Consider the following 20,843-nt stretch of genomic DNA (forward strand, 5'->3'; position numbering starts at 1 on the left):
CTCACTTACTATTAAGTTCAAGATCGTTAATACTAAATAGAGCAGGTTGCTTATTAGAGCCTTTTTTATCTTCACCGTGAATATGTTTATGTTCTTCACTAGAAGCACACTTAGCTGAATGCTTAGCCCATTCACGTAAATCAGATAATAACTCTGGATTGCGTTTAGATAGAGGAACAATCCTTTCGATTTGTTCTTTCATATCCTCAGTTGTAATATGATGAACATCACGATTGTTTTTCTTAAAGTCTGCATAAGCTCGTCTTCCTGCTTCAGCAACAACCTGTTCAATTTCTGCACCAGTAAAGTCTTCTGAAATCTTGGCTAACTCTTCAATTTGACTTTCAGTAAAACAATCTGAACCTGTTGATTCAGAGCAGATAGAATATCCTCGTTTTGCTAAATGAATTTTATAGATATCTTGACGCTCACGTTGTGCAGGAAGTGAAACAAAGAAGATGTCATCAAATCGACCTGCACGAGTTAATTCAGCAGGAAGCTTCGTAATATCATTAGCTGTTGCAATTACAAACACTGGTGCTAACTTATCTGATAACCAAGTTAATAAAGATTGAATTACACGAGAAGTAGTACCACCGTCCGAACGATCAGAAGAAGCCATACCTGATAATGCTTTTTCAAACTCATCAATCCACAATACACAAGGTGATACACTTTCAGCTAATTTTAATGCACGGTCAATATTCTTTTCAGACTGTCCAACTTTTGAATCCATAATGTCACTCATATTCATCTTTAATAAAGGTAAATTCCACATATGAGCAACAGACTTAGATACAAGTGATTTACCTGTACCAGGGAAACCAGCGACAACTGTTCCACGCACTGGATCAATGCCATATTGTCTTGCTTCATGATCAAAGGCATAATGAGCATCATTAAACCAATCTTTTAAGATATCTAATCCACCAACATTGTCCATATTGCCTAGTTTTGTAACGTATTCCAATAAACCAGTTTTCTTAATAACTTGTTCTTTTTCTGCAACAATTTCATCAAGCATGATTTGTCTATTCTTAGCAACAGATTTCTTTAATACGTTGATAATTTCAGCTTGTGTCATGCCAATCAATGCATTAATAATAGAAACACGCTCACGACCTTCTGGAACTTTTAATCCATTGTCACGTAAATATACTTCCATGCCTTCTAATTGAGTAATAACTTGCTCACGGTCAGGTAACTCATATGTAACAACAGTAATTAGCTTTTCTAATTCCATTGGGATATTTATTTGTGGTGAAACTAAGATAATTGCTTTGTATGTGTCACTAGGTTTTTCTAATATATCTCTTAGCTTTCGTTTTACTTGGAAATTAGACCAAATATCATGAAAATCTTTAATAACAAAGATTGCTTGCTTTTCATATTTATCAATGTAGTCTAAAATCTTTACCGGATCATGAAGCTTTTCTGTTTGTTCTAATGTAATCATATCGATTAATCCAGATGTGATAGTCCAAGAAAATCCCTCATAAGATTTTGCTTCAACTATAGCTTTTAAATCTTCTTGGAATCGCTCTTCTTCAAAAGTATGTACTAGAATACATTTTCTTCTTGAATTCATTAATGTTCCAATTTCATCAATACCTGTCATCTTCTTCGCTTCTGTAATCATATTATTTCCTCCTAAGTGGGTGGTTCGTTATTTATTCTAAAACATGCCCCGGAGGGGCAATTAATTAAAAGCCTAAATCAATATCAGCAAACTGATTTACAATCTTTTCTTGCTTTTGTTTTTGCTTGCTCAATTCTAAAATTGATAGTCGAGACTGCCTAAATTGATCCATATTTACTTCATATAATGGACTATCTTCAGTTAAGCCTTCCAGTAATGTTTTCTTACCTTGAGCTTCTTGAATCAGCTTATAAAACTTATGGTCTGTGTTAAATTGTTCAGACACAAAGATAAATTCATCAATCATGAAGATAAATTCATCAATAGACGAAGTTTTATTGCTTTTAAAATTAGGAACAGATAAATCATTAATCATGAATGAATATAAAAGTTTATGCTCTAATGAGTAAAAAGAAAATTCATAGCGATCATTCTCTGCTAGGTCTTCTAATAATCTGCCAAATAAAATAATGCCCTTAAAGTCAACAGTTCGTTTCTTAGAAGAATACACATATTTAATTGATTCAAATGTTCCTATATCTTGATTTGTTTTTGTATCATGAATAATTCCAATGCCATTATCTAAGACATATTTTTCATTCAAATAAGCAAAATGCTTTTTCTTTAAAGTGTTAGCATCAATAAATGATGAAATGCCATTATAAATGATAGCCTTAAAATCTTCTGTATTCTCAAGCTTTTGTGTAGACTCGTTATTTATCGCATGAAATAGCATTTCTTCAAATGTTTGTAACTCAATTTCATGAGTATGCTCAAATTTAACTTCTTTATTAGAGAGAACTACTTGAACTAATTTCTTTTCTTCATTCGCTTTTAATGTAATGTCAATCTTTTCTTTTTTGTTTGTTTTCATGTCTTGTATGTATTCAGAATCAATTAGAATCTTATCAACAAGTTTTAAATCAACATAATCGTTTTCTTTTGTTTCAGGATTATAAACGGGCATTCGTAAAACCTCCAATACTTCTTTTAATTTATTTTTTTGTGAATGAGATGTAGATAAATTAAATATCTCCATAGGATAGATTCTTTTCTCATTTCCATCAACGTCATCATATGTAACATAAATATCAGAAAACTTCCCCCAAGAGCTAGATGGGAAATACATATTCTTTACTCCCTTTCCGTTAAGTATATCGCTCCCATGCAAGAAATTAATACACCAAGGACATACCAATCAGGCACAGTTTTTTCACCAAATAAAACAGGTGTAGCTATTCCTAGAAACAGTAAGATAAATCCAAGTAGGAATTTAAAGATATTTGATTTCATTTATGCGCCTCCTAATAATTTCAGTTCTTCTTCACGAGCAGAAAAACGTTTTTGGCACAAATCAGAACAGAAACCTCTCCTAGTATGATGACCACAACATTTACATGGGACAACAACAGAGTGCATATACTCGTTATATTCATCAGCAGGCCAATAGGATAAATTATCTTCTTCTAATGTCTTTCTACAATTAATCACTCGTTGATTGGCAGAACCAATAAACCAGCCTTCATGCATATATGTAGCTTTTGTAAGACGTTTATCATATTGATAATCACCATCTACAATAAGATCTACGTATTTCATAAGTTCTTTAACATCTTCTGGAGTTAATATAGTGAACTCAATTTTATTAGGCCATGGCATATACCCACTACAATATTTAATCAGAGCTTGTTTCATGCCTTCTCCATGTTTAGGCAACCATGTGAATTTCAACCCATACTTCATAAGTGTATCTAGCTTATATGCAGTATACATAACGAAGTGGAATGTATGATCTAGTTCCTTTAAGCGCTTTGCAACTTGTGCGATAGATTTAGCTTGAAGTATCGGCTCACCTCCACAGAAGGTTACTTGACGATTCCAAGCAGTTTCATGGCACACATCTACAACTTCAGCTACTGTCATTTCTCTGTAATGCCCTTCAAATGTCCATGTGGATTCATTAAAACAACCCTGACATGGAGCGATGACACCACGAATGCAGCCTTTTGTAAAAAACTCTAAACGCTTTCCTGGTCCGGCTGTCCTCGTATCTCTATTAACACCGATAAATCGGAGGATATTATTCATCATCTTCATCCTCCTCTAAATCTTCTTCCAAGTCATCATCTTCATCGGGATCACAGTTATGATCATACCCTTCACTCATACGCATTTCAATCTCACTGAATAATTCATGTTGATAAGAAACTAAAGCTGAATCATCATTTCCTTTAGCTATTTCTTGAACTACTTCTTCAAATTCCATAAGCAAACTAAGAGTTGATAGTGTGTTTACATCTTTGATTATCATATTAATGCTCCTTCTATGCATATTGTAATGCATTTCATAATAAGATTATATCTAAAAACCTTGGGAAAGACAATAAAAAACGACGGATTTTAAAGAAAGATTAAAATCCGTCGAATATAGTAAAGAAAACGTATATTAAATAGCTGTAGCTGTATTCTCTGTCATCTTAGAACCTAATGTTCGAACAATTTGCTCGGCACGTTCTAATTGATTGTAAGCATAAGCATTTCCAGCTGTTCCGTCTTTTGCACGATTTAAACAATCTGTAAGTAAACATAATAAAGCTTTCTCATCTAACTTTTCATATGCTGGCTGTAAATTCCACGACATAGTATTACCACCTTACCATTCAAATATAGGAAGTTCGTTGATTGTGTCGTAGTCACGATCAAGCATAATCCATGAGCAATCATTAGAGCGAGCAAATTTCAGAATTTCATTCAAATCATCTGGAATTTGCTCGTTTTCCTCTTCCTCAGATGATACATAAATAAACCATCCATACTTTTCTTTATGGTATACAATTATACCTGAAATCATAGAAGTATTTAAAAGGCATGCTGAAACTTCAGAAATATGATGTGTAGATAGTTCAAGAACTTTTGTAATAGGTAGCAATAGAATCCCCTCTTTACTTCATAGTAATAGATAACTTTTGTTCTTCTGGAATATAATCAAAGAAATCAGGAAGACTTTCAATGAATCCTGGCTTCATTTCTTCTTCTACCGCAAGAGCAATTTCTTTTTCACGTTTCTTAGTGACTTTTCCTTTTTCTTCTTTTTCTTTCTCAATACGTTTGGCTGCTTCTTGTTCTACCTGCTGATTAAATTGATGCATATAGGCATTTTGTAACAGTGTAACGTCTAATGGCGCCGGCTTTAAGTAAGATTCAAGTAATTTATGGTGATTTAAGAACTCACGTGCTTGCGCTTCAGCATCACCTTTTAACTTAACTTTATGCCCTTGCTTTTTCATTGTTACAGTTCCTACATCAAGAGATAGCTTTTTACCTTGATTGACATTACGGATATAATTATCAACCAGTCCTTTAATGCCTTCCATGTCTTTTTTCTTTGCTTGAATGCGCTTATCCCAATCAGCCATAACGGCTGCTTTTAATAATGTTAATCGATCCATTTCTTTTTCTGTATATTTATATGCAAGCATTAAATTGCGTACTCGTAATTCATCATGGACAGTGGGAGTATACCCTTTCTCCTGATTATAAGAATCAAGCATGCTGTTCATATCACCCATTAATTCACTTATATTTAAACTTTTAGCTTCTTCTTCAAATGCTTCATAAATTTTTGTCATGATTAATACCCTCTTTCCTTTTTTTGATAATCGTTAATCTTCTTTGAGTACCTTTTTCAGGGCGGCCTAGTTTTTGAGCTATCTTACGATAATTAACACCATTTTTCCATAAATACCATGCGAGTTCATCTTCCTCTTCGCTCCATGAAGTATTAGTTTTAATAGAAATATTGTTTTGTTTAAATGAGCGCATTTCATTTTCTAACCATTTTGGCTCAGGATGAAGTAAATCTCTTTTTAGTTTAAAAAACGGAATTCTATCCTTATGCAACTTTGCCCAATCCCAAAAAAGCTCTGGATTAATATAATAAATTCGTCTTCTAGTATCACTTCGTTGTTTATGTATCTGTGTAGCTGGCAATTTTAAATGCTTTATCCAATTTAAAATCGTACGGTCTGTTACACCTATCGCTTCAGATAATTGTGCTATTGTGATTGAGCCCTCTGTTGTTGACGTATCCCGAACTCCAGTTAAGGCATTGAATTTCTCCTTAATTGCAAGAGTGGTTCTACCAAAATAGCGAGTTAAATATAAAAACGAATAAATACCATACATATCTAATAAGTCTTGCTCTTCTTCATGAGTCCATAATTTTTTATGATTTCTTGGTTGTCTGCTTTTTGTTTCCATTGCGCATCACCTATTTAATTATCATTTATCCGTTGTGTTAATAAACGGTTTTGCTCCAATAACATTTGAATGGTTTGTATATAACGCAATAAAGTGTCATATTCCATTGCTACATAATCATCAGTACTACCTTTAAAAGTAAAGGGAAGAAAATAATACTCTCTTCCCATTTGCCTAGCTTCCTCTTTTAACTTAGTCAGCCATTCTTTTTTTATTGTAATTTGCTTAGCACCTCTAGAATCAGTAGAGCCACGTTCTTTAAATTCAGCTAATGCTGCGGTCAATTCTTCTTCTGTAATCATATCGCCTAATGCAAAATGAAGAGCTCCTGAAGCAATTTGACGACGTGCAATATCCTTAGCTTCTTTTACAGCATGGTTATATTTTTTCGTACCACGCTGCTCAAAAACCATACCTTCTTTTATTTCTTTCTTATTATCCGATTTTGGTTTCAGCCCTTTTCTTTCTTTGATTGGCTGAAACATTTGATAATTAAAACACTTGAAGCAAGACTTCCCTACATTGGAACATTCTTCTTCATATATGCACTCTATACTCATAATCTAACTCCTTACTTCTTCATAGCTTCCTAAAAGCGATTTATTTTCAGGATATATTTGATTGAATTATAATAAATTGATTACCCTATGTTGCTGTAACGGTGTTTTTAAATTATGAAGCTTATCACCATCATCTAAAGTTTAAATGTAATGCCATTCATAATACCTAAATGATGTAGTATTCTATCGAAAACTGTATGCGAAATTCAATTTGCCATATATAGTTTGCACGTTCAAAGGCTAACTTTATTACTCGTTCATGAATGATAGATAAAATGATGAATAAGATGTTTTATTTTTTATATTTAAGAGAGAGAATTGTTACTATCCTTCATGATACGATACCTCCAGTTAAACTATCTAATCAACATACCAAGTTCTTTTCAATATTTAATAATGAATTACTGGTAATCTTCGCATCAGCTTTAGCTTGCAGAGATTTCACAGTCGCTTCAAGAGAATAAAAAATGCCATTAAATGCATCTTCTAAATCAAATAAGTTTACAGTTTGTACAGGAAAGTTTTCAGGTGCTGGAAACGCTCTTGCCAACTGAATGCCTGCTGCTTTTCTGGCTTGTTCATTAGATCCCTTATAGTAATCTTCTAATACCGTTTTTATTAATCTTTGAATTGCATCCTTATTTCGACGAGCCCTTGCGAAATCATGTATAACTTTTGTATACAGTTCATTTACGTTTATATTAAAAGAATGCAAGGTAGTTGGAGAGTTTTCATTTGGCACTTTGAGTAGCACATTCGCTTCCTCATACTCTCTAATTGTATTTTCCCAAGTTAATAAATCTTCGTACAATAAGCGTTCTAACATACCCATATTTAAACAAACTCACTTTCTATATTCTAATCTGTGAAGATATGGACCATGTTTATTCATATTGATTACATATTTGTTCAAGCTTATTAGCGAACTTCATTGCAAGCTCATCCATAATATCCCCAGCAGATTCAGGATTAGCTGAGATCTGCTGAGATAATACTTCAATGATTTCATTTCCTTCTACATTAGATGGTTGGTCACTTTGAAAAAAATCAAAAACTTTTTCCACGATAGTATCAGTTTGATTTCTCATGTTGGCGCTCATTAAACACTCACAACCCCTTCTTAGTCTTTAACTATATAAGCGGTTGTTCCATCACCTAATGACTGACTCGAAATGATTTTGTTTGAATCTATTCCAGATTGCTGCGCACGAACAGTAGCTAACTCTTGTCGTAATGCATGAACCTGCTGTTCTAGTTCAGCTTTTTCTCTTTGAATTTTTTCAAGAGATTCTTCTTTTGTTTTCAATACGGATTCCAGCCTATTTAATCCAGAGGTTAATTGGCCGGCTTGCTTCATGATATCCATAATTTGTTGTGACTCATCAACAGAAGAACCATAGTATACAATTTCATTAGATTCAGCTTTTTCTAAGGACGGAACAATACCGATAATACCTAGCTTACGCAATTTCTTAACCGCCCTGTGCGCAGTAGCCTCACTAAGTCCTGTTGCTTCACCCATCTTGCTCATAGATGCTTTTACTGAACCACCCTGCTCACTAGCTGTTTCTTTGATATAATTAAAAATCTTCTTTTCATTTTCGGTTAGCATTGATAATACCTCATCATGATTCATCATTCTTCAAAACATCTCCTTTTTCCCTCTCGTATATCCTTTTAATATGTAATGTACTACATATAAAGTCCATAACAATAATTAATATAACATAATATCGCTAATTTTACTCCTATCAGCGGTTAGTTTTTTGAGGAATGATGCAAGGTATTGTTAAATGCTCCAAATATCTCTATATTTTGCTACATATTTCAATATCTTTAGTTAGTATAGCGATACTTGTCTAAATATGTCAATGAAGTTTTGATAAGAAAATGTATAATATAAGAATCTATAATTGCATCTGTCTCTGTTTGCGTTTATCAGCTTTTTCTCTCTCAATTACTTCAGTGTCTACAACACCTATTCCCCTAACCTTGGCTATCTCTATAATTTCTTCAACATAATACTTGCGGTAATTATTCCTTGGATCTCTCCGTGCCATAGGAATTAATTTATTTTCTTCCCAATACATGATTGTATCCCGATGTACCCCTAACATCTTCGCTGCCTGTTTCATTGTGTACTCAGTTTTAGTTGCTTCCATATTACGAACTCCTTTATACCGTGATCTCCATTTGCTGTTTTGCTCGTAAAATATGTCCGCAAAGTTCTTGAAATAAGTTTTGATCTTTCATAGTATATAATGTTCTATAAGTTGTAATCATATTATAGCGACCCATTAAGACAGATTGATAACCTGCCTGATTAATAGTAGGGTCAAAATATTTGCCTACATCATAGCCTAATGCAATGACCATCTTAGGTTGAACACATAAAAGCTCACTAACTAGATGATGTTGACATTGTTCTGGTTGAGTAGAATCTTCACATTTAACTAATGAAGTCAAATAGATATCATTTAAGTTATAGCCAGACCAAGCTAGCGTATCAATTAAAGTTTTCCCTTCTGGAGTTCTTATGTCAACGTCACTTGGCACCTGACCTATAATCATAATACTTGCATCAAAGTTGCTTAATTCAAGTGGCTTTGCAAACTTACAGTTATCACATGCAAAACAATTATGAACACTTGTCTTGATATCAAATGGAGTAATTTTCTTATAGATATGTTCCGGCATCAAAATTTCATTATAATAACCCGGTTCTAATTTTGTTTTTGATTCCGAAAACACATCAGCAGTATCAAAGGGTGATTCAACTCCAATTGTATTCATGATATTATTCCTCCTCTAACCAATACTTACACGTTCACTAATGGCCCTATTTCTTCAAATGCCTCTTCTTCTTCTAATACTTCATTTTCGTCATGCTCTTCCTCAATAAACTGAGCATCCTTCGGAATACGACCTTGTACAATGTCATTTGTATAATCAAATAATGCTGGTGACTGTTTCAAGACTGCTTCTACAGTTTCCTTACCATTCCATTTCAGCGGACTACCCGCTCCATCTACAAGTGGATTTTTAAAATCTTCACCATAGTAGTACCAGGCTCCAGTGCGTTTGATGATATCCATATCCATTGCTACATTCATAATGTCTTTTACAACATCAATACCTGTATCCCAGTAGTAGTCAAACACTGCTTTTGTATATGGACGAGATACTTTATTCTTAATGACCTTAACAGTCATTGTTTGACCAAGTTGCGAACCGTTTTTCTCAATTATTTTGCGTCTAATTTCTAAACGAACAGATGCATAGAATTTCAGCGTACGGCCACCAGGTGTTGTTTCTGGATTACCATACATTGTTGGTTTTTCACGAATTTGGTTAATCATAATGACCAGTACATTGTGTTTTTGAGCGTGTTGCGTAATGACAGGTATCATTTGTGAATTTAAGCGAGCTGCAATCATCATATGATTATCTTCAGCTGAACCGTTAATAACAGCTTTTGGAATGAACGATGGCAACGAGTCACCTACAATCATTCCAACTTGACCGGAAAGAATCAAACTTACCATTGAGTCATATGCTTCCTCACCATTGTTTGGTTGAATAATAATCATACCTGTTTCAGCAGAAATATCTACACCAAGTGCGTGTGCATGGAATGGATCAAGTGAATGCTCTGCATCAATAAAGATAACTTTTTTTCCATAAAACACATGTGGAATAATTTTAGCGCCCTTTTGAAACTCTGCAATTGTTTTTAATGCGATTGTTGTTTTACCAGAAGATTCAGGTCCATACATTTCAATCATACGTCCCCAAGGTAAGCCACCAATTCCTAATGCGTAATCTAAGCTCGGTACGCCTGTGCTAACAGGTTGCACTTTTATGCTTGATTCCCCATCAAATGCATATAACATTTCATCACCAAGCTTCTTGTTCATCATAGACATAAATGCTTGGTTGCTCATTGGTTTTTCGGACTTGGGTAATGCTTCTTCTTTATCCTTCGTTTTTGTTTTCGCCATGTAGATCACTCCAACCTTTGTAGTTCTCAATAAATGTATCTAATGAAGTTTTTAAATCTTTTAAATCTGTTAATGCCTTAAAGGCGTCCTTGTCTTCAGTTTGTTTATTTGTTACTCCTCTTGTGATGTGAACACCCCTGTCATTTAGAGTGCGGGACAGCCATTGAGCCATAAGAACTATCATTTGATCAGGAATTTCTTCCTCTTTTCTTATGACACTTACACAGGCTTCTAAAGTATTATCAATCATACGAGCCTTTGCTGTCTTTTGAGGCATGCCACGATCATGATGATAATCATAGATACCATATATAAATTGCCCTAATGAATTTGTTGGATTTAGTCTTTTGCGGGACATTATTTATCACCACGCTTATAAGATTCATTGTGGTTTACTTCATGGTTAACTGGATGCTTTAAGGTTTCGACGTTATAGTACGTGCAACCGCCTACCATAGAAGAAATAGTAGCGAATATAAAGAATGAAACAAAAATAGTGGATAACATACTATGCCTAGATTTCACTAATTCTGCTTGGATTTTTTCGTCTTGAATTTTCAAATCATATCACTCCAACCAATTAATAAATGTGAAGTATCATAAAATAACGAAAAAGGGGAATTATCCCCTAATTCATTATTGTGGGATTGGAGGAAATCCACCAGCACCTGGAGCACCAGCTGGAGCACCAACACCAACCGGAGCGCCTACACTAACTGGAGCGCCTTGTTGTGGTTGGAATCCTTGATTATTATTAGGCATATTCGGTGGGAATCCGCCTTGTTGTGGCTGTTGTCCACCTTGTGGCGCACCAAAGTTTTGTTGTTGACCTTGGAATCCGCCTTGTTGCTGTTGGAATCCACCCTGTTGAGGTTGTTGTTGGAACCCACCACCTTGTTGTTGCTGTTGGAATTGACCTGTAGGCTGTTGTTGTTGCTGTTGCCCACCTTGTGAATTATCTGAACTACCACCATCTAAACCAATAAGAGATGTAACTTTAATTGTTGGGTAGTAAGTGTATGATCCATCGTTATTTTTCGTTTGACGTAATTCTGGTACACCTTCAATAAATACCTTACGTCCTTTAGGGCAATGGTTTAATAAGAATTTGTAATATCCATCAGAGTTTTCATTTCCCCAAACTTCAATAAACCAAAAGTCTGCCTTATCGCTACCACGGTGATTTACTACAATTTTAGAACTTGCTACTTTTGAGTTGTTTACAGGCTTAGATTCAGGGTCTTTTACTAAACGACCAACAATTTGAATTTTAACATGATTATCTGCGCCATTATTTTTATGTCCATTATTACCTTGCTGTTGCCCTTGGAAATTTCCTTGTGGTTGCCCTTGGAAGTTACCTTGTTGTGGTTGGAATCCGCCACCTTGAGGTTGAAAATTATTTGGTTGTTGATTGAAATTGTTATATCCGTTTTGCATTTTAAATTCCTCCAGTATAATAAATTATATTTTATTCAAAAACATTCCACGGAGTGGATAAGATTTAGTATTTCAAGTGATAGTAAATAACTTTATCTGTATGTTGAATATTCCACACTTCTAAAATGTGAAGTGCATCATCTTTCATTTGTACTTGTAGCTTTTCTCCTACCAGAACATCTCTATTATGAGGATACATAAAGTCTTGTTCAGTCCCATCAGGGAAAACTAATACATTTCTCATTTAGTGCATTCCTCTAGAAGATTGTTGGCTGCATATGCAACAACAGATACTTCTATTCCAGAAGACCTTGAAACAGTGTTAACAAATCCTTCAAAAGATACATAATTGCCAACTATTAAGTCATTCAGATGTGCTTGTGTTACCTCTTCTGGAACTGAAACACGAAGTGTCCCTACAAAGTCATCGATAATGACTAAAGATGCTCCTCCTGGTATGAATTCTAGAGGATGAAAGACATCAGTAATTCTGCCGCCAACCTTTACTTCATCTTTATGTACTCCAGATAAATGTATTTGTCCAGAGAAGTGCGTAATGCATTTCTTTAACGCTTGGATATCCACTGTTACCTCAATCCTTTCTTTTGCTGATAAACCTCAAATAGCTCGGAAACAAGTTCTGTTACTTCGTTTTGAGAAATAATATTCTTACGCAATAAAATATTAAGAAGAGCATTACTAAGTAAAAATGAAGTTTGCACTTCACTTTCAACTGAGAATGGACTATTTGTTTCTTTAAAAACTGTTTCTTTATTACTAGAAAAACCAGCACTTCCTAATACTTGTTCATTAAAGTTAAATTCATCAGAGCAAGGTGCTGCCATGAAACTCATCTCCTTTTATTTAAAATACTCATGTTTATAGTTATACAATAATTTAAATCAGGGATTTCATTTTCGTTGCAATTCTTGAAGATACTTCTTCATCTCTTCGACATTTCGCTGTGATTCCTCTAAAGACTCGGTAAGAGTTTGATTAGATTCACGCAAATCTTCATTCTTAAATAGTACTTCAAGATACTTCTGATGCAGTTCCTCATAAGATTGATTCACTTTATCAGAATCTGATTTAAAAGAATAGAAATGGATTGCGAGAGCTAGAGAAGATAAAGTAGTTAAAGCCAAGTAAATACTCGGTTTTTTTGCTAAATTCTTCATTATGCTATTACTCCTTTACGATCCCCTGTACCTTTTCCCTAAGTTTAGCATACTAAAATAAGGTCTGCAAGGCATTACAATATAATTAAAAAGTCAAGAAGAATACGCCGAAATAGAGTGGTCAATCTGTTTAAAAATAGCACTTATCTTGTTGAAGTTTTGAGAGTCAATAAGATAAATAATCCATACTAAGCCTAAAGCACAAACTCCTTCTAAGTCTTGTGACATTTCTTCTTCACCGGTAGATAGTTGTGTAGATAGTTTTTTTAAAGTATGTCTTGAAAAACCACATGTATTCTCTATGAATTCTGCAATATCAGGGGTGACTTTAATTTTGTGTTGATTCCATAGTTTTCTTACATACATGTATTGAGCATATCTTGAGCTACTTAAATAAAAAGAGATCATTTCCATATTACAAAACCTCTATATTAATAATAAAAATACTTATTTTCATTTGCTATTGCTTCAAAAGATCCCTGCAAGTACATAGGCATAACATGTGAAGATACAAAATGAATGAAATCTTCTATTTTGTTTTCATAATAAAGCGTTTCTATTAATTCATCATATCGCTCTCTTTCTGTAATGCCTTTCCCTTTATAGAAACAAATGTGTCTACGTTTATCTCCATAATCAGCAAGATAGGGTGTTCTTAGAGATGGAAGCACATATACAGTCTCATCTCTAAAATTCTTCATTGGAAATGATAAAAAAAGCTCCTGAATACTCCTTTTATATTCTTTAATTCGCTTACTGTCATCTGAAAATTTTTGATTAATTTCTTTTACAAGTTGCTGAACAGAAGTCATCATAACTTTCGCCTCTTTTCTCTTTTATATAACCAGTACTAATCTATCACTAGAGCGAGTAATTGCAGTATAAAGCCATCTATGATGCTCTTCATGATTTAAGACTTCATTAATAACTACAACCTTCTCCCATTGAGAACCTTGGCTCTTATGACAAGTAATTGCATAACCAAAGTCAAATGAATCATATACGTTATATTCGTGTGGAGCTAACTCATATTTTTCTCCTAGGAAGTGAGCATTAACTAAGTTTAAATCATCAAAAGCTTGGTTAGTAAAATCAGGTCTAAATTCAATATTAATGCTATCACGAGTAAGATATAGATTATCTTTTATAGATGGTTTTATGCTTTTCACATATCCTGTCATGCCGTTAACCAAACTAACATCTTGAATATTCTTATTCCAGTTGTTTTTCACACAAATTAACTTATCGCCTACTTGTGGTAAATCTTCATTGAAGCCAATAAATCTACGGATATCTTGGTTTAGAGCATGTCGAGTTTTATTGTAACCACATATAATTTGGTCAGCAGTGGTATAACATTTTTCTCTCAAACGATTCCAGTCATAACGATTTATAACAAGCACTTCGTTATTTTGACCATACCATCCATAATCAATCTTTTGTCTTTTACGGGCAAGCATTGATAAATGAATAATTGGGTTACCCTCTGCTTGACGATGGATTTCAGTTAAAGAAAAATCAGGATTATTAAACATTTGTAGGAACTCTTCATTCCCTTTTTGAGATACTGGTGGTAATTGTCCTTGGTCACCAATAAATAAAATTTTTATTCCGAAAGATTTTAAATCTCTCATGATTTCTCCATCAACCATAGATGCTTCATCAATAACAATAAGCTTAATATGTTGAAGTTCTTCTTTTTTCTTTAAAATGAATTCAGTTTTTCCTTTAGAATTAACATCTAAGTGATAAATTGTTCTATGTATAGTGTGAGCCTTATATTTTCCCTTTGCTTTTTGTGTTAATACAAGTGCAGCTTTCCCAGTGTAACAAGCAAAAGTAACTTTATTTAGCTTAATACCAAGCTTTCTAATAACATATTCAACTAATGTAGTCTTACCAGTACCTGCATATCCTGCTAGAAAAAAGCATTGTTCAGAGCTATTCTTGTACCATGTAGTAATAGTATTTACTGCATCCATTTGCATGGCTGTTAAATCAATAGTGGCTGTTGTCATAAAATGTTCCTCCTTATATATCACCTACTTTCCACGGAGTGGAATCGTACAAATAAAAAAGGCAAGAGTAAAAATCTCCTGCCTATTCACTTAAAACATAAAAATTAGCTGCTATAATTTCATCTAATGAGATCATAACTTCTCTTGTGCTAACCAGCATTTCTTGAGAACCTTTTGTAGAGAATTTAACTTTTTCTTGTGTATCACTTTTCTGGATGCATCGCTCTGTATTCATATAGTTAATTTTAATTTGTAAGCCTGCGTTTAAAGCTGTGATTGCATCTTCTACTGAAACTGCCTTCCATTCTTTCTTATCTGCTAACACAATGAATTCTGAATTAAGTACATTAGCTCCAAAGCGTAACGGATCCGTCTGACGCAAGTATTTATTACATTGCACAAGATGACCATGTTTGCTTTTTGTTACATGAGAGTCTTTTAGTGGTCCAGAAACACAAAATGCCATTTTTCCGAATGGTAAAACACTATCATCTAATAATTCAGCAGCAGTATATGTCTTATATTGCTGTGGCTTTTGTCGTGTCTTTTGCTGAGGCTTTTGTTGTGTGCTTTTTTGTGATGCAGTAGATTTAGATTGCATTTCACGAAGCCTTTTTTCTAAATCAAAATGTTTTAGTTCTGGTGTATTTTTAAGCATAGCTATCATTTCTTTGAAGTCTACACCTACGCCGCCACCAAAGTATTTTGCAAATAACCATACTGTACTGTTAACCAATTTATCAAAGTGATTATGTAGGATAAATTTAAATGCTTCTTGAGGTGTCTCATGCATATTGGAATGTTCTGGTTTAAATTTATATTGTTTTGCTTCACCTTCTAAAACATCAAATAAAAGCCTTGCATATACAGTATTATCTTTGTAACCAAGAATTTCTGACTCAATAATGAATATGCCTTCATTTCCTTGAGGATTAATTAAAACACGGAAAAAAGTTGCGTTAGCTGTAGTAGTTGTCATTATGTAAATCTCCTTTAATATATGTATTTTATATTCATAAACAGTCCCCGGAGGGGATTAATCTTCATACTCTGGAACACGTTTCATTAATTCTAAATCTGCAAAAATCTTTCCTTTTTGGAAATACAATTCATGCAGATCATGTTCTGTTTCTTTTTGTTGTTCTTCTAGCCCACTAATCTGCTCATTGATTTCAGCATATTTACTTTCTAAGTATTCTACCTGACTAAGAGCAGCCTTAGGTTTATTCTTTAACTGCACCATCTTCCCCACTCGAATCTCCTTCATGTTTTCTAAATAGTTCTTCTAGTACTACTCTATTAGTTTTCTCCTGAATCTTCTTTACATCATCAATACTACATTCAGGATGTTTTAATAAAGTAGAAAAGATACCAATTTGAGATGCAATCAAAATTTCTTCAAGTTCAGATTTTGAAGCCTTACCCTCAATTAAAGTATTAATCTTATCAGACTTTGAATTGGTATGAGATATTACGAAAATATCATCCTTTACTTCAGTAAAAGTACCACCTTTATTAATAGTTACTCTGATTTCGCTCATTTTAAATCCTCCTGCATTTTAAAGTTTTCCGCCTTGTTCTATATACCAACGTGCACATCCTTCAGGAGACATGCCATATGGAGCTCCTGCGTTGATGTATGCAATCATTTGGGAAGATATATCTTGTATTTTTTCTACAGGCTCACCACTTGCAGCGGCTGCACTCTGAACAATTGCATTTAAAATACTTTCTTCTTGTCTTCGACTCATAAGTGATCACCTAAATTACGTAATTTTATTTCTCTTCTAAGCAACATATATAATCTTTTGGTCTTCCAAAGATTCATATACATTGTACGATTATTATTTTTCTTCTTTTTTCCTGAACTTGTTAACCAAGGTGCGTTTCCAAGTAAAATATATTGATCGGCATGTATTTCTCTATATAATTCCTCGAAATTAGGGTGAGAACGATGAACCATGCGAACAGTATTAAGTAAATGCCGATCTTCCATTTCATAAGGATAAACGCATTCTCCTTGTTGTGTAATCCAAAAGTCATTCTTGTAGCGATTATGAGGTAACAGGTAATCAGGAAAAGGCAATGGCGCTTGTTTATCATCAAAACGCTGAAACATATATTTTTTCACCAATTCCATGGCCATACAACTCCCTACAATAGTCACAATAAACTAATCTTCAAGAAGAAGATGAACGAGTTTACTTGCTTTATCATTATCTATCCTGTAATACACTTCAAGACCACTTCTTTCAAATTTTACAACTCGTGCACTTTTTAGTTTAGTTAGGTGCTGTGATACTGTAGATTGTGGAGCACCTAGCAAATGAATAAGTTGTGTCACATTAAGTGATTTGTTATGGATTAACTCTGCTACGAGTCTAAATCGTACAGGATGAGCTAATACTTTAAGTAGATTAGAATCTTCTTCTGAGATTGTATATTTAGCAGTTAATAGTGTATTCATGATTATCTTTCAACCTCTCTTATGGCAAAAATAAAATATTAAACATTATCTAAACTTGTATCACGTTTCATATTCATTCGAAGTAGCTCTTTATAGCGCAATTGATTTTGAGCTTTATACACACGCATTGATTCAAGCTCAGGATAAAAATCACACTCATCACATAAACGATCAACGATATTAGTAAATGCTTCAACATCATCACAATCATCTACAATTTCTTTTGTAAGCAATTCATCAAACGATTCTTTTGTTTTCGTGTCTAAAGTATTAGATAGCCATTCGTTTCCGCCGCAACAAGGGCAAGTGACAACATACTGTTTCTCTACTACGTTATTTTCTAAAAGGAATTGCTCAAGCTTTTTGTGTTCATTTGTATATCGACCTAAATAAGGAAGGTAATGGCCAACATTAAAACCAACAAGTTTTTTATCTAGCGCAATCTTTTCCTCTTCAGTCATAAAATCAATTTCTTTTAAGATAGGGAAACGATGAACACCTAATAATTCAGGAAACTCTTTTAATCTCATTTCTTTAGTTAATTCATGTACCTCGTACCATAAACTACGTAGTTTATCTGTACGTAAAGCTTCAGAGAACTCCATTAATTCTTTGCGAGTATACTTATCTTTTAAGACATTTATATCAATAGTATCTAAATAAGAACTGAATTCTTTATACTTCTCTAGAATCTCTTCAATTATTGTTTTAGACATTATTCATCTTCCTCCTCATGTTCATGTCCACCAAGAATATGCGCTTCTATAGTTGTACTGCAGTCATAGCAGTCAAAGATGCCTCCTTTGCCAATATCAGAATCCTTTAGATTAGCACCACATCTTGGGCAAAAAGAAACGACACCTTCTTTCCAATCTTCTTTTGTACAGATTGGTTCAACAATAAAGTTACGATAACTTTCTGCTGGTGATACCAAAACTTCTTTTGTCGCTATATCTATTGCTTCTTCCAAAGAAACATCATTACTTGTTGTTGCAGTTATACTAATAGAGTTGTCTGCCTTTTGAGCTTTGATTCTATAAAGCATTTCTTTATTTTCTACTGTCATTTGCTTTCTCCCTCTTCCCATGCAAGTGGCATAAAGATTGTTTCGCCACGTAATTCTTTTTTGATATAAATATATGAACCTTTGCCTAAATCACCAAGGAAGCCATATACCTTCCAGGAACACTCTTTTTTATCTACTAATACTCCACTGTTACAAACATAAGGGTTAGTAGACACGCCATTACAACAAGGACAACGGAATTTCTTTTCACCGATGTTATCCAACATATCTTGTACTGTTTCAAATACTCGAACTTTATCGCCCTTAATTTCAGGTTGATTTGCTTCTTGATAGTAATTCATATACCAATACGTTCTATCTTCTTCCCAAGCATTAAGAATTTCTTCACTAGATAAGCCAGTCTTTTCAGCGTAATGCTCAGCTCGTTGTAATACCCAATTATACTTGTCCCAATACTCTTGAGAACTACGAACATCTCTTTCTTGGTTTGCATCCTTCTCAACAGCTGCCTTTAATGTTTCTTTTCCATTAATTTTTGTAAGAGTGGCCATAGCTTTCACCTTTTCGAATAAAGTATTAAGCACCGTAATGATTGACATATCTAAAACCCTTTCCTATTAGCTAAATGTTATTTCAGGTTCTGTCTCTGGTCGAACATGCTCGTTTTCATATTCTGAATCAAGAATTAATTGTGTTCCACCTTGATCTAAACGCATTAATAAAACTTCGAAATCAGATAGATATCTTAATGATCTAATATCAGGAGATTTATCATAGTTAATAGACCATCCTTGTTCTTTTTTCCATTTAGATAAACGAACTGCAAAATTCATTTTCTCATCATGCTCACATTCAAATAGTAATGTTGCATACTTAAAGGAACTCCAATCTCGTTCTTCATCCATCTCAACACTCATTGTAACTTCTACTAACTCATAAGATGGTTCATCATCATAATCAATCTCTAATCCATCGGTTTCTACATTCTTAGCAACATGCTCTGTCCACTTTGTGAATAAATCTGTTACTTGTAATTCTTTTTCTGTTTCTGGCAGCATTAACTGCTGGAAGTTACTAATAAGCTTTTGATTAGGTGATGCGGTTTGTTTTAGGATATCAACCAGTACAGCATCTAGCTTCACGATATATTCAGAGTAATCATGTTTCTCTAAATAAGGGACCATAACTGATTTGATTTGTTCTTCAAGAATTTTAGTTACATCTCCATAAGAACTAAAAAGATGATCTAATGCATTCTTAACACCTTTTTCTAGCTGTTCTGCAACTAATCTATCAACCGTACCATCTTCTAATTTTTGGGTAATAACATCCTTAATACTAGTTTCTAAATTCATCTTTTTCCGCTCCTTTTTAGTTATCCGTATTTACACGCACAAGTGAACCATTTTCATACCTAAAGACTTCAACATCAGTTGCTTCTTCATATACATAGAATAAAAGCTTATTTCTATGTTGAAAGACCTCTTTAATATCGTCACATGAAATAGAACAGGTTCCGATGATATCTTTTTGTTTTTTTGTAATAAAGATATATTTTGTATTTATTGTGCTTATTTTTTGCTTTTCTTCTTGATTAAAATGAGCAAGGACAGCTGACTGTAAATCTAAGATAAGTGTAAGAGATCCTTCGAATGCCTCTTTCTGCCCTTTATAATACATACGATCTGAATCATTGCCCTCGCATAGTTTTTGTTTCTCTATCGTTTTAAATTTGTCTATTACATCTTTTAATTGCTCTTTTATACAAGATAATTTTTCTAAAATTAATTTGCTCATACGCACTTCTCCAGTCAAATAATTATTTTACTAAACTATGAAGATACTAATACGAATTTAGATTTTTTAAGAGTGCTAGTTCCTCCTAAATCATTGTTTACAATGTACTGTTGTTCGTTTTCTCCAATAACCTCATAAACGTGTCCTGTTGTCACTCCATCATAAAAATCCATTTCTCCTATATACCTAACCCTAAGCAATATGGTCCATCCTTTCTTATGGGATTAAATATTATTCTTCATCATCGTCCAGCAGAACTAAACGAAGGCGTTTGATGCTATCGTTACAGCGTTTATCATAAGCTGGATAAGTCATATATCTAAGCCATTGAATAGATTTTTTTGCTGCTAGACTAATCTCAGGGAGAGTTCCTTCGGTCACAAATTGTTCTCCTTTATAAAGAGCATATAGTCGCTCATGCCACTTTAGTTCCATAATTACTATGCTACTCCTTTA

39 protein-coding genes are annotated in these 20,843 nt (G+C 33.7%); all 39 read right to left on the reverse strand.

The annotated features are described in order from the left end of the window. Position 1 precedes the first annotated feature (1 nt). The gene (locus tag NST86_RS33330; RefSeq protein ID WP_340935492.1) at positions 2–1,639 is read right to left on the reverse strand and encodes an AAA family ATPase; all 1,638 of its coding nucleotides are present in this window, start codon (positions 1,637–1,639) and stop codon (positions 2–4) included. Positions 1,640–1,703: 64 nt separating this feature from the next. Further along, on the reverse strand, positions 1,704–2,768 hold the full coding sequence (locus tag NST86_RS33335) for a hypothetical protein (protein WP_340935494.1): 1,065 nt from the start codon (positions 2,766–2,768) through the stop codon (positions 1,704–1,706). Positions 2,769–2,773: 5 nt separating this feature from the next. Beyond that, positions 2,774–2,932, reverse strand: coding sequence for a hypothetical protein (locus NST86_RS33340; protein ID WP_180236220.1), 159 nt, complete (start codon positions 2,930–2,932; stop codon positions 2,774–2,776). Beyond that, entirely contained in the window at positions 2,933–3,730 is a 798-nt protein-coding gene (locus NST86_RS33345) for a 4Fe-4S cluster-binding domain-containing protein (protein WP_340935498.1), read from the reverse strand. After that, positions 3,720–3,950, reverse strand: a complete 231-nt coding sequence (locus NST86_RS33350; RefSeq protein ID WP_340935499.1) for a hypothetical protein — start codon at positions 3,948–3,950, stop codon at positions 3,720–3,722. The genes NST86_RS33345 and NST86_RS33350 overlap by 11 nt, the downstream gene beginning before the upstream one ends. Positions 3,951–4,085: 135 nt before the next feature. Then, positions 4,086–4,280, reverse strand: coding sequence for a hypothetical protein (locus NST86_RS33355; RefSeq protein ID WP_072191891.1), 195 nt, complete (start codon positions 4,278–4,280; stop codon positions 4,086–4,088). 12 nt (positions 4,281–4,292) lie between these two features. Continuing rightward, entirely contained in the window at positions 4,293–4,568 is a 276-nt protein-coding gene (locus NST86_RS33360; RefSeq protein ID WP_340935500.1) for a DUF5983 family protein, read from the reverse strand. Positions 4,569–4,581: 13 nt separating this feature from the next. Next, a complete protein-coding gene (locus tag NST86_RS33365) occupies positions 4,582–5,268 on the reverse strand; it encodes a hypothetical protein (protein ID WP_340935501.1) in 687 nt (228 codons plus the stop codon). Continuing rightward, positions 5,252–5,899, reverse strand: coding sequence for a MerR family transcriptional regulator (locus NST86_RS33370; RefSeq protein ID WP_340935503.1), 648 nt, complete (start codon positions 5,897–5,899; stop codon positions 5,252–5,254). The genes NST86_RS33365 and NST86_RS33370 overlap by 17 nt, the downstream gene beginning before the upstream one ends. Positions 5,900–5,913: 14 nt before the next feature. Next, complete coding sequence (locus NST86_RS33375) at positions 5,914–6,459, reverse strand: hypothetical protein (RefSeq protein WP_340935504.1); 546 nt, start codon at positions 6,457–6,459, stop codon at positions 5,914–5,916. Positions 6,460–6,823: 364 nt separating this feature from the next. Beyond that, positions 6,824–7,291 carry a hypothetical protein gene (locus tag NST86_RS33380; protein ID WP_072191887.1) on the reverse strand — a complete coding sequence of 156 codons (468 nt, stop codon included), beginning with the start codon at positions 7,289–7,291 and terminating at the stop codon, positions 6,824–6,826. Positions 7,292–7,343: 52 nt separating this feature from the next. After that, positions 7,344–7,559, reverse strand: a complete 216-nt coding sequence (locus NST86_RS33385; protein WP_340935505.1) for a hypothetical protein — start codon at positions 7,557–7,559, stop codon at positions 7,344–7,346. 20 nt (positions 7,560–7,579) lie between these two features. After that, the gene (locus tag NST86_RS33390; protein WP_255258901.1) at positions 7,580–8,071 is read right to left on the reverse strand and encodes a helix-turn-helix transcriptional regulator; all 492 of its coding nucleotides are present in this window, start codon (positions 8,069–8,071) and stop codon (positions 7,580–7,582) included. A gap of 295 nt (positions 8,072–8,366) precedes the next feature. Beyond that, entirely contained in the window at positions 8,367–8,621 is a 255-nt protein-coding gene (locus NST86_RS33395; RefSeq protein WP_340935507.1) for a MerR family transcriptional regulator, read from the reverse strand. Positions 8,622–8,634: 13 nt separating this feature from the next. After that, on the reverse strand, positions 8,635–9,252 hold the full coding sequence (locus NST86_RS33400; RefSeq protein WP_340935509.1) for a uracil-DNA glycosylase family protein: 618 nt from the start codon (positions 9,250–9,252) through the stop codon (positions 8,635–8,637). 26 nt (positions 9,253–9,278) lie between these two features. Next, a complete protein-coding gene (locus NST86_RS33405) occupies positions 9,279–10,460 on the reverse strand; it encodes a DNA recombination/repair protein RecA (RefSeq protein WP_340935511.1) in 1,182 nt (393 codons plus the stop codon). Continuing rightward, on the reverse strand, positions 10,435–10,818 hold the full coding sequence (locus NST86_RS33410; RefSeq protein ID WP_340935513.1) for a hypothetical protein: 384 nt from the start codon (positions 10,816–10,818) through the stop codon (positions 10,435–10,437). The genes NST86_RS33405 and NST86_RS33410 overlap by 26 nt, the downstream gene beginning before the upstream one ends. Next, positions 10,818–11,021 carry a hypothetical protein gene (locus NST86_RS33415; protein WP_016084676.1) on the reverse strand — a complete coding sequence of 68 codons (204 nt, stop codon included), beginning with the start codon at positions 11,019–11,021 and terminating at the stop codon, positions 10,818–10,820. The genes NST86_RS33410 and NST86_RS33415 overlap by 1 nt, the downstream gene beginning before the upstream one ends. Positions 11,022–11,096: 75 nt before the next feature. Next, positions 11,097–11,900: a single-stranded DNA-binding protein gene (locus NST86_RS33420; RefSeq protein ID WP_340935514.1), complete on the reverse strand. Its 804-nt coding sequence runs from the start codon at positions 11,898–11,900 to the stop codon at positions 11,097–11,099. Positions 11,901–11,964: 64 nt separating this feature from the next. Further along, entirely contained in the window at positions 11,965–12,144 is a 180-nt protein-coding gene (locus NST86_RS33425; protein ID WP_098205360.1) for a hypothetical protein, read from the reverse strand. Continuing rightward, positions 12,141–12,485 carry an OB-fold nucleic acid binding domain-containing protein gene (locus NST86_RS33430; protein ID WP_098687438.1) on the reverse strand — a complete coding sequence of 115 codons (345 nt, stop codon included), beginning with the start codon at positions 12,483–12,485 and terminating at the stop codon, positions 12,141–12,143. Before NST86_RS33430 ends, NST86_RS33425 begins: the two co-directional genes overlap by 4 nt. A 2-nt stretch (positions 12,486–12,487) precedes the next feature. Further along, positions 12,488–12,745 (reverse strand): hypothetical protein, encoded by a 258-nt coding sequence (locus NST86_RS33435; RefSeq protein ID WP_098205362.1) that lies wholly within the window; start codon positions 12,743–12,745, stop codon positions 12,488–12,490. A gap of 66 nt (positions 12,746–12,811) precedes the next feature. Beyond that, positions 12,812–13,078: a hypothetical protein gene (locus tag NST86_RS33440; protein ID WP_098205363.1), complete on the reverse strand. Its 267-nt coding sequence runs from the start codon at positions 13,076–13,078 to the stop codon at positions 12,812–12,814. 93 nt (positions 13,079–13,171) lie between these two features. After that, positions 13,172–13,492 (reverse strand): hypothetical protein, encoded by a 321-nt coding sequence (locus tag NST86_RS33445; RefSeq protein WP_340935518.1) that lies wholly within the window; start codon positions 13,490–13,492, stop codon positions 13,172–13,174. Between the two features lie 17 nt (positions 13,493–13,509). Then, positions 13,510–13,893, reverse strand: coding sequence for a hypothetical protein (locus NST86_RS33450; RefSeq protein ID WP_340935520.1), 384 nt, complete (start codon positions 13,891–13,893; stop codon positions 13,510–13,512). A 21-nt stretch (positions 13,894–13,914) separates the two neighbouring features. Continuing rightward, positions 13,915–15,096, reverse strand: coding sequence for an ATP-dependent DNA helicase (locus NST86_RS33455; RefSeq protein ID WP_340935521.1), 1,182 nt, complete (start codon positions 15,094–15,096; stop codon positions 13,915–13,917). A gap of 82 nt (positions 15,097–15,178) precedes the next feature. Next, complete coding sequence (locus NST86_RS33460; protein ID WP_340935524.1) at positions 15,179–16,075, reverse strand: hypothetical protein; 897 nt, start codon at positions 16,073–16,075, stop codon at positions 15,179–15,181. A gap of 57 nt (positions 16,076–16,132) precedes the next feature. Further along, the gene (locus NST86_RS33465) at positions 16,133–16,339 is read right to left on the reverse strand and encodes a hypothetical protein (protein WP_255258906.1); all 207 of its coding nucleotides are present in this window, start codon (positions 16,337–16,339) and stop codon (positions 16,133–16,135) included. Further along, positions 16,320–16,637, reverse strand: coding sequence for a hypothetical protein (locus NST86_RS33470; protein WP_340935525.1), 318 nt, complete (start codon positions 16,635–16,637; stop codon positions 16,320–16,322). The genes NST86_RS33465 and NST86_RS33470 overlap by 20 nt, the downstream gene beginning before the upstream one ends. Positions 16,638–16,655: 18 nt before the next feature. After that, positions 16,656–16,847, reverse strand: a complete 192-nt coding sequence (locus NST86_RS33475; protein ID WP_340935527.1) for a hypothetical protein — start codon at positions 16,845–16,847, stop codon at positions 16,656–16,658. Continuing rightward, positions 16,844–17,236, reverse strand: coding sequence for a hypothetical protein (locus NST86_RS33480; RefSeq protein ID WP_340935529.1), 393 nt, complete (start codon positions 17,234–17,236; stop codon positions 16,844–16,846). The genes NST86_RS33475 and NST86_RS33480 overlap by 4 nt, the downstream gene beginning before the upstream one ends. Positions 17,237–17,269: 33 nt before the next feature. After that, the gene (locus tag NST86_RS33485; RefSeq protein ID WP_340935530.1) at positions 17,270–17,563 is read right to left on the reverse strand and encodes an ArsR/SmtB family transcription factor; all 294 of its coding nucleotides are present in this window, start codon (positions 17,561–17,563) and stop codon (positions 17,270–17,272) included. 38 nt (positions 17,564–17,601) lie between these two features. Continuing rightward, a complete protein-coding gene (locus NST86_RS33490; protein WP_340935532.1) occupies positions 17,602–18,279 on the reverse strand; it encodes a hypothetical protein in 678 nt (225 codons plus the stop codon). Continuing rightward, complete coding sequence (locus NST86_RS33495; protein ID WP_098685612.1) at positions 18,279–18,629, reverse strand: hypothetical protein; 351 nt, start codon at positions 18,627–18,629, stop codon at positions 18,279–18,281. The genes NST86_RS33490 and NST86_RS33495 overlap by 1 nt, the downstream gene beginning before the upstream one ends. After that, positions 18,626–19,189: a hypothetical protein gene (locus NST86_RS33500; RefSeq protein ID WP_340935534.1), complete on the reverse strand. Its 564-nt coding sequence runs from the start codon at positions 19,187–19,189 to the stop codon at positions 18,626–18,628. The genes NST86_RS33495 and NST86_RS33500 overlap by 4 nt, the downstream gene beginning before the upstream one ends. An 18-nt stretch (positions 19,190–19,207) precedes the next feature. After that, the gene (locus tag NST86_RS33505; RefSeq protein ID WP_340935536.1) at positions 19,208–19,945 is read right to left on the reverse strand and encodes a hypothetical protein; all 738 of its coding nucleotides are present in this window, start codon (positions 19,943–19,945) and stop codon (positions 19,208–19,210) included. A gap of 16 nt (positions 19,946–19,961) precedes the next feature. After that, positions 19,962–20,387: a hypothetical protein gene (locus NST86_RS33510; RefSeq protein WP_340935537.1), complete on the reverse strand. Its 426-nt coding sequence runs from the start codon at positions 20,385–20,387 to the stop codon at positions 19,962–19,964. A 35-nt stretch (positions 20,388–20,422) separates the two neighbouring features. Beyond that, positions 20,423–20,587 (reverse strand): hypothetical protein, encoded by a 165-nt coding sequence (locus NST86_RS33515; RefSeq protein ID WP_340935539.1) that lies wholly within the window; start codon positions 20,585–20,587, stop codon positions 20,423–20,425. 31 nt (positions 20,588–20,618) lie between these two features. Continuing rightward, on the reverse strand, positions 20,619–20,822 hold the full coding sequence (locus tag NST86_RS33520; protein ID WP_340935541.1) for a hypothetical protein: 204 nt from the start codon (positions 20,820–20,822) through the stop codon (positions 20,619–20,621). Between the last annotated feature and the right edge of the window lie 21 nt (positions 20,823–20,843).

This window comes from Bacillus sp. FSL L8-0199, assembly GCF_038005705.1.
Classification (GTDB): domain Bacteria; phylum Bacillota; class Bacilli; order Bacillales; family Bacillaceae_G; genus Bacillus_A; species Bacillus_A cereus.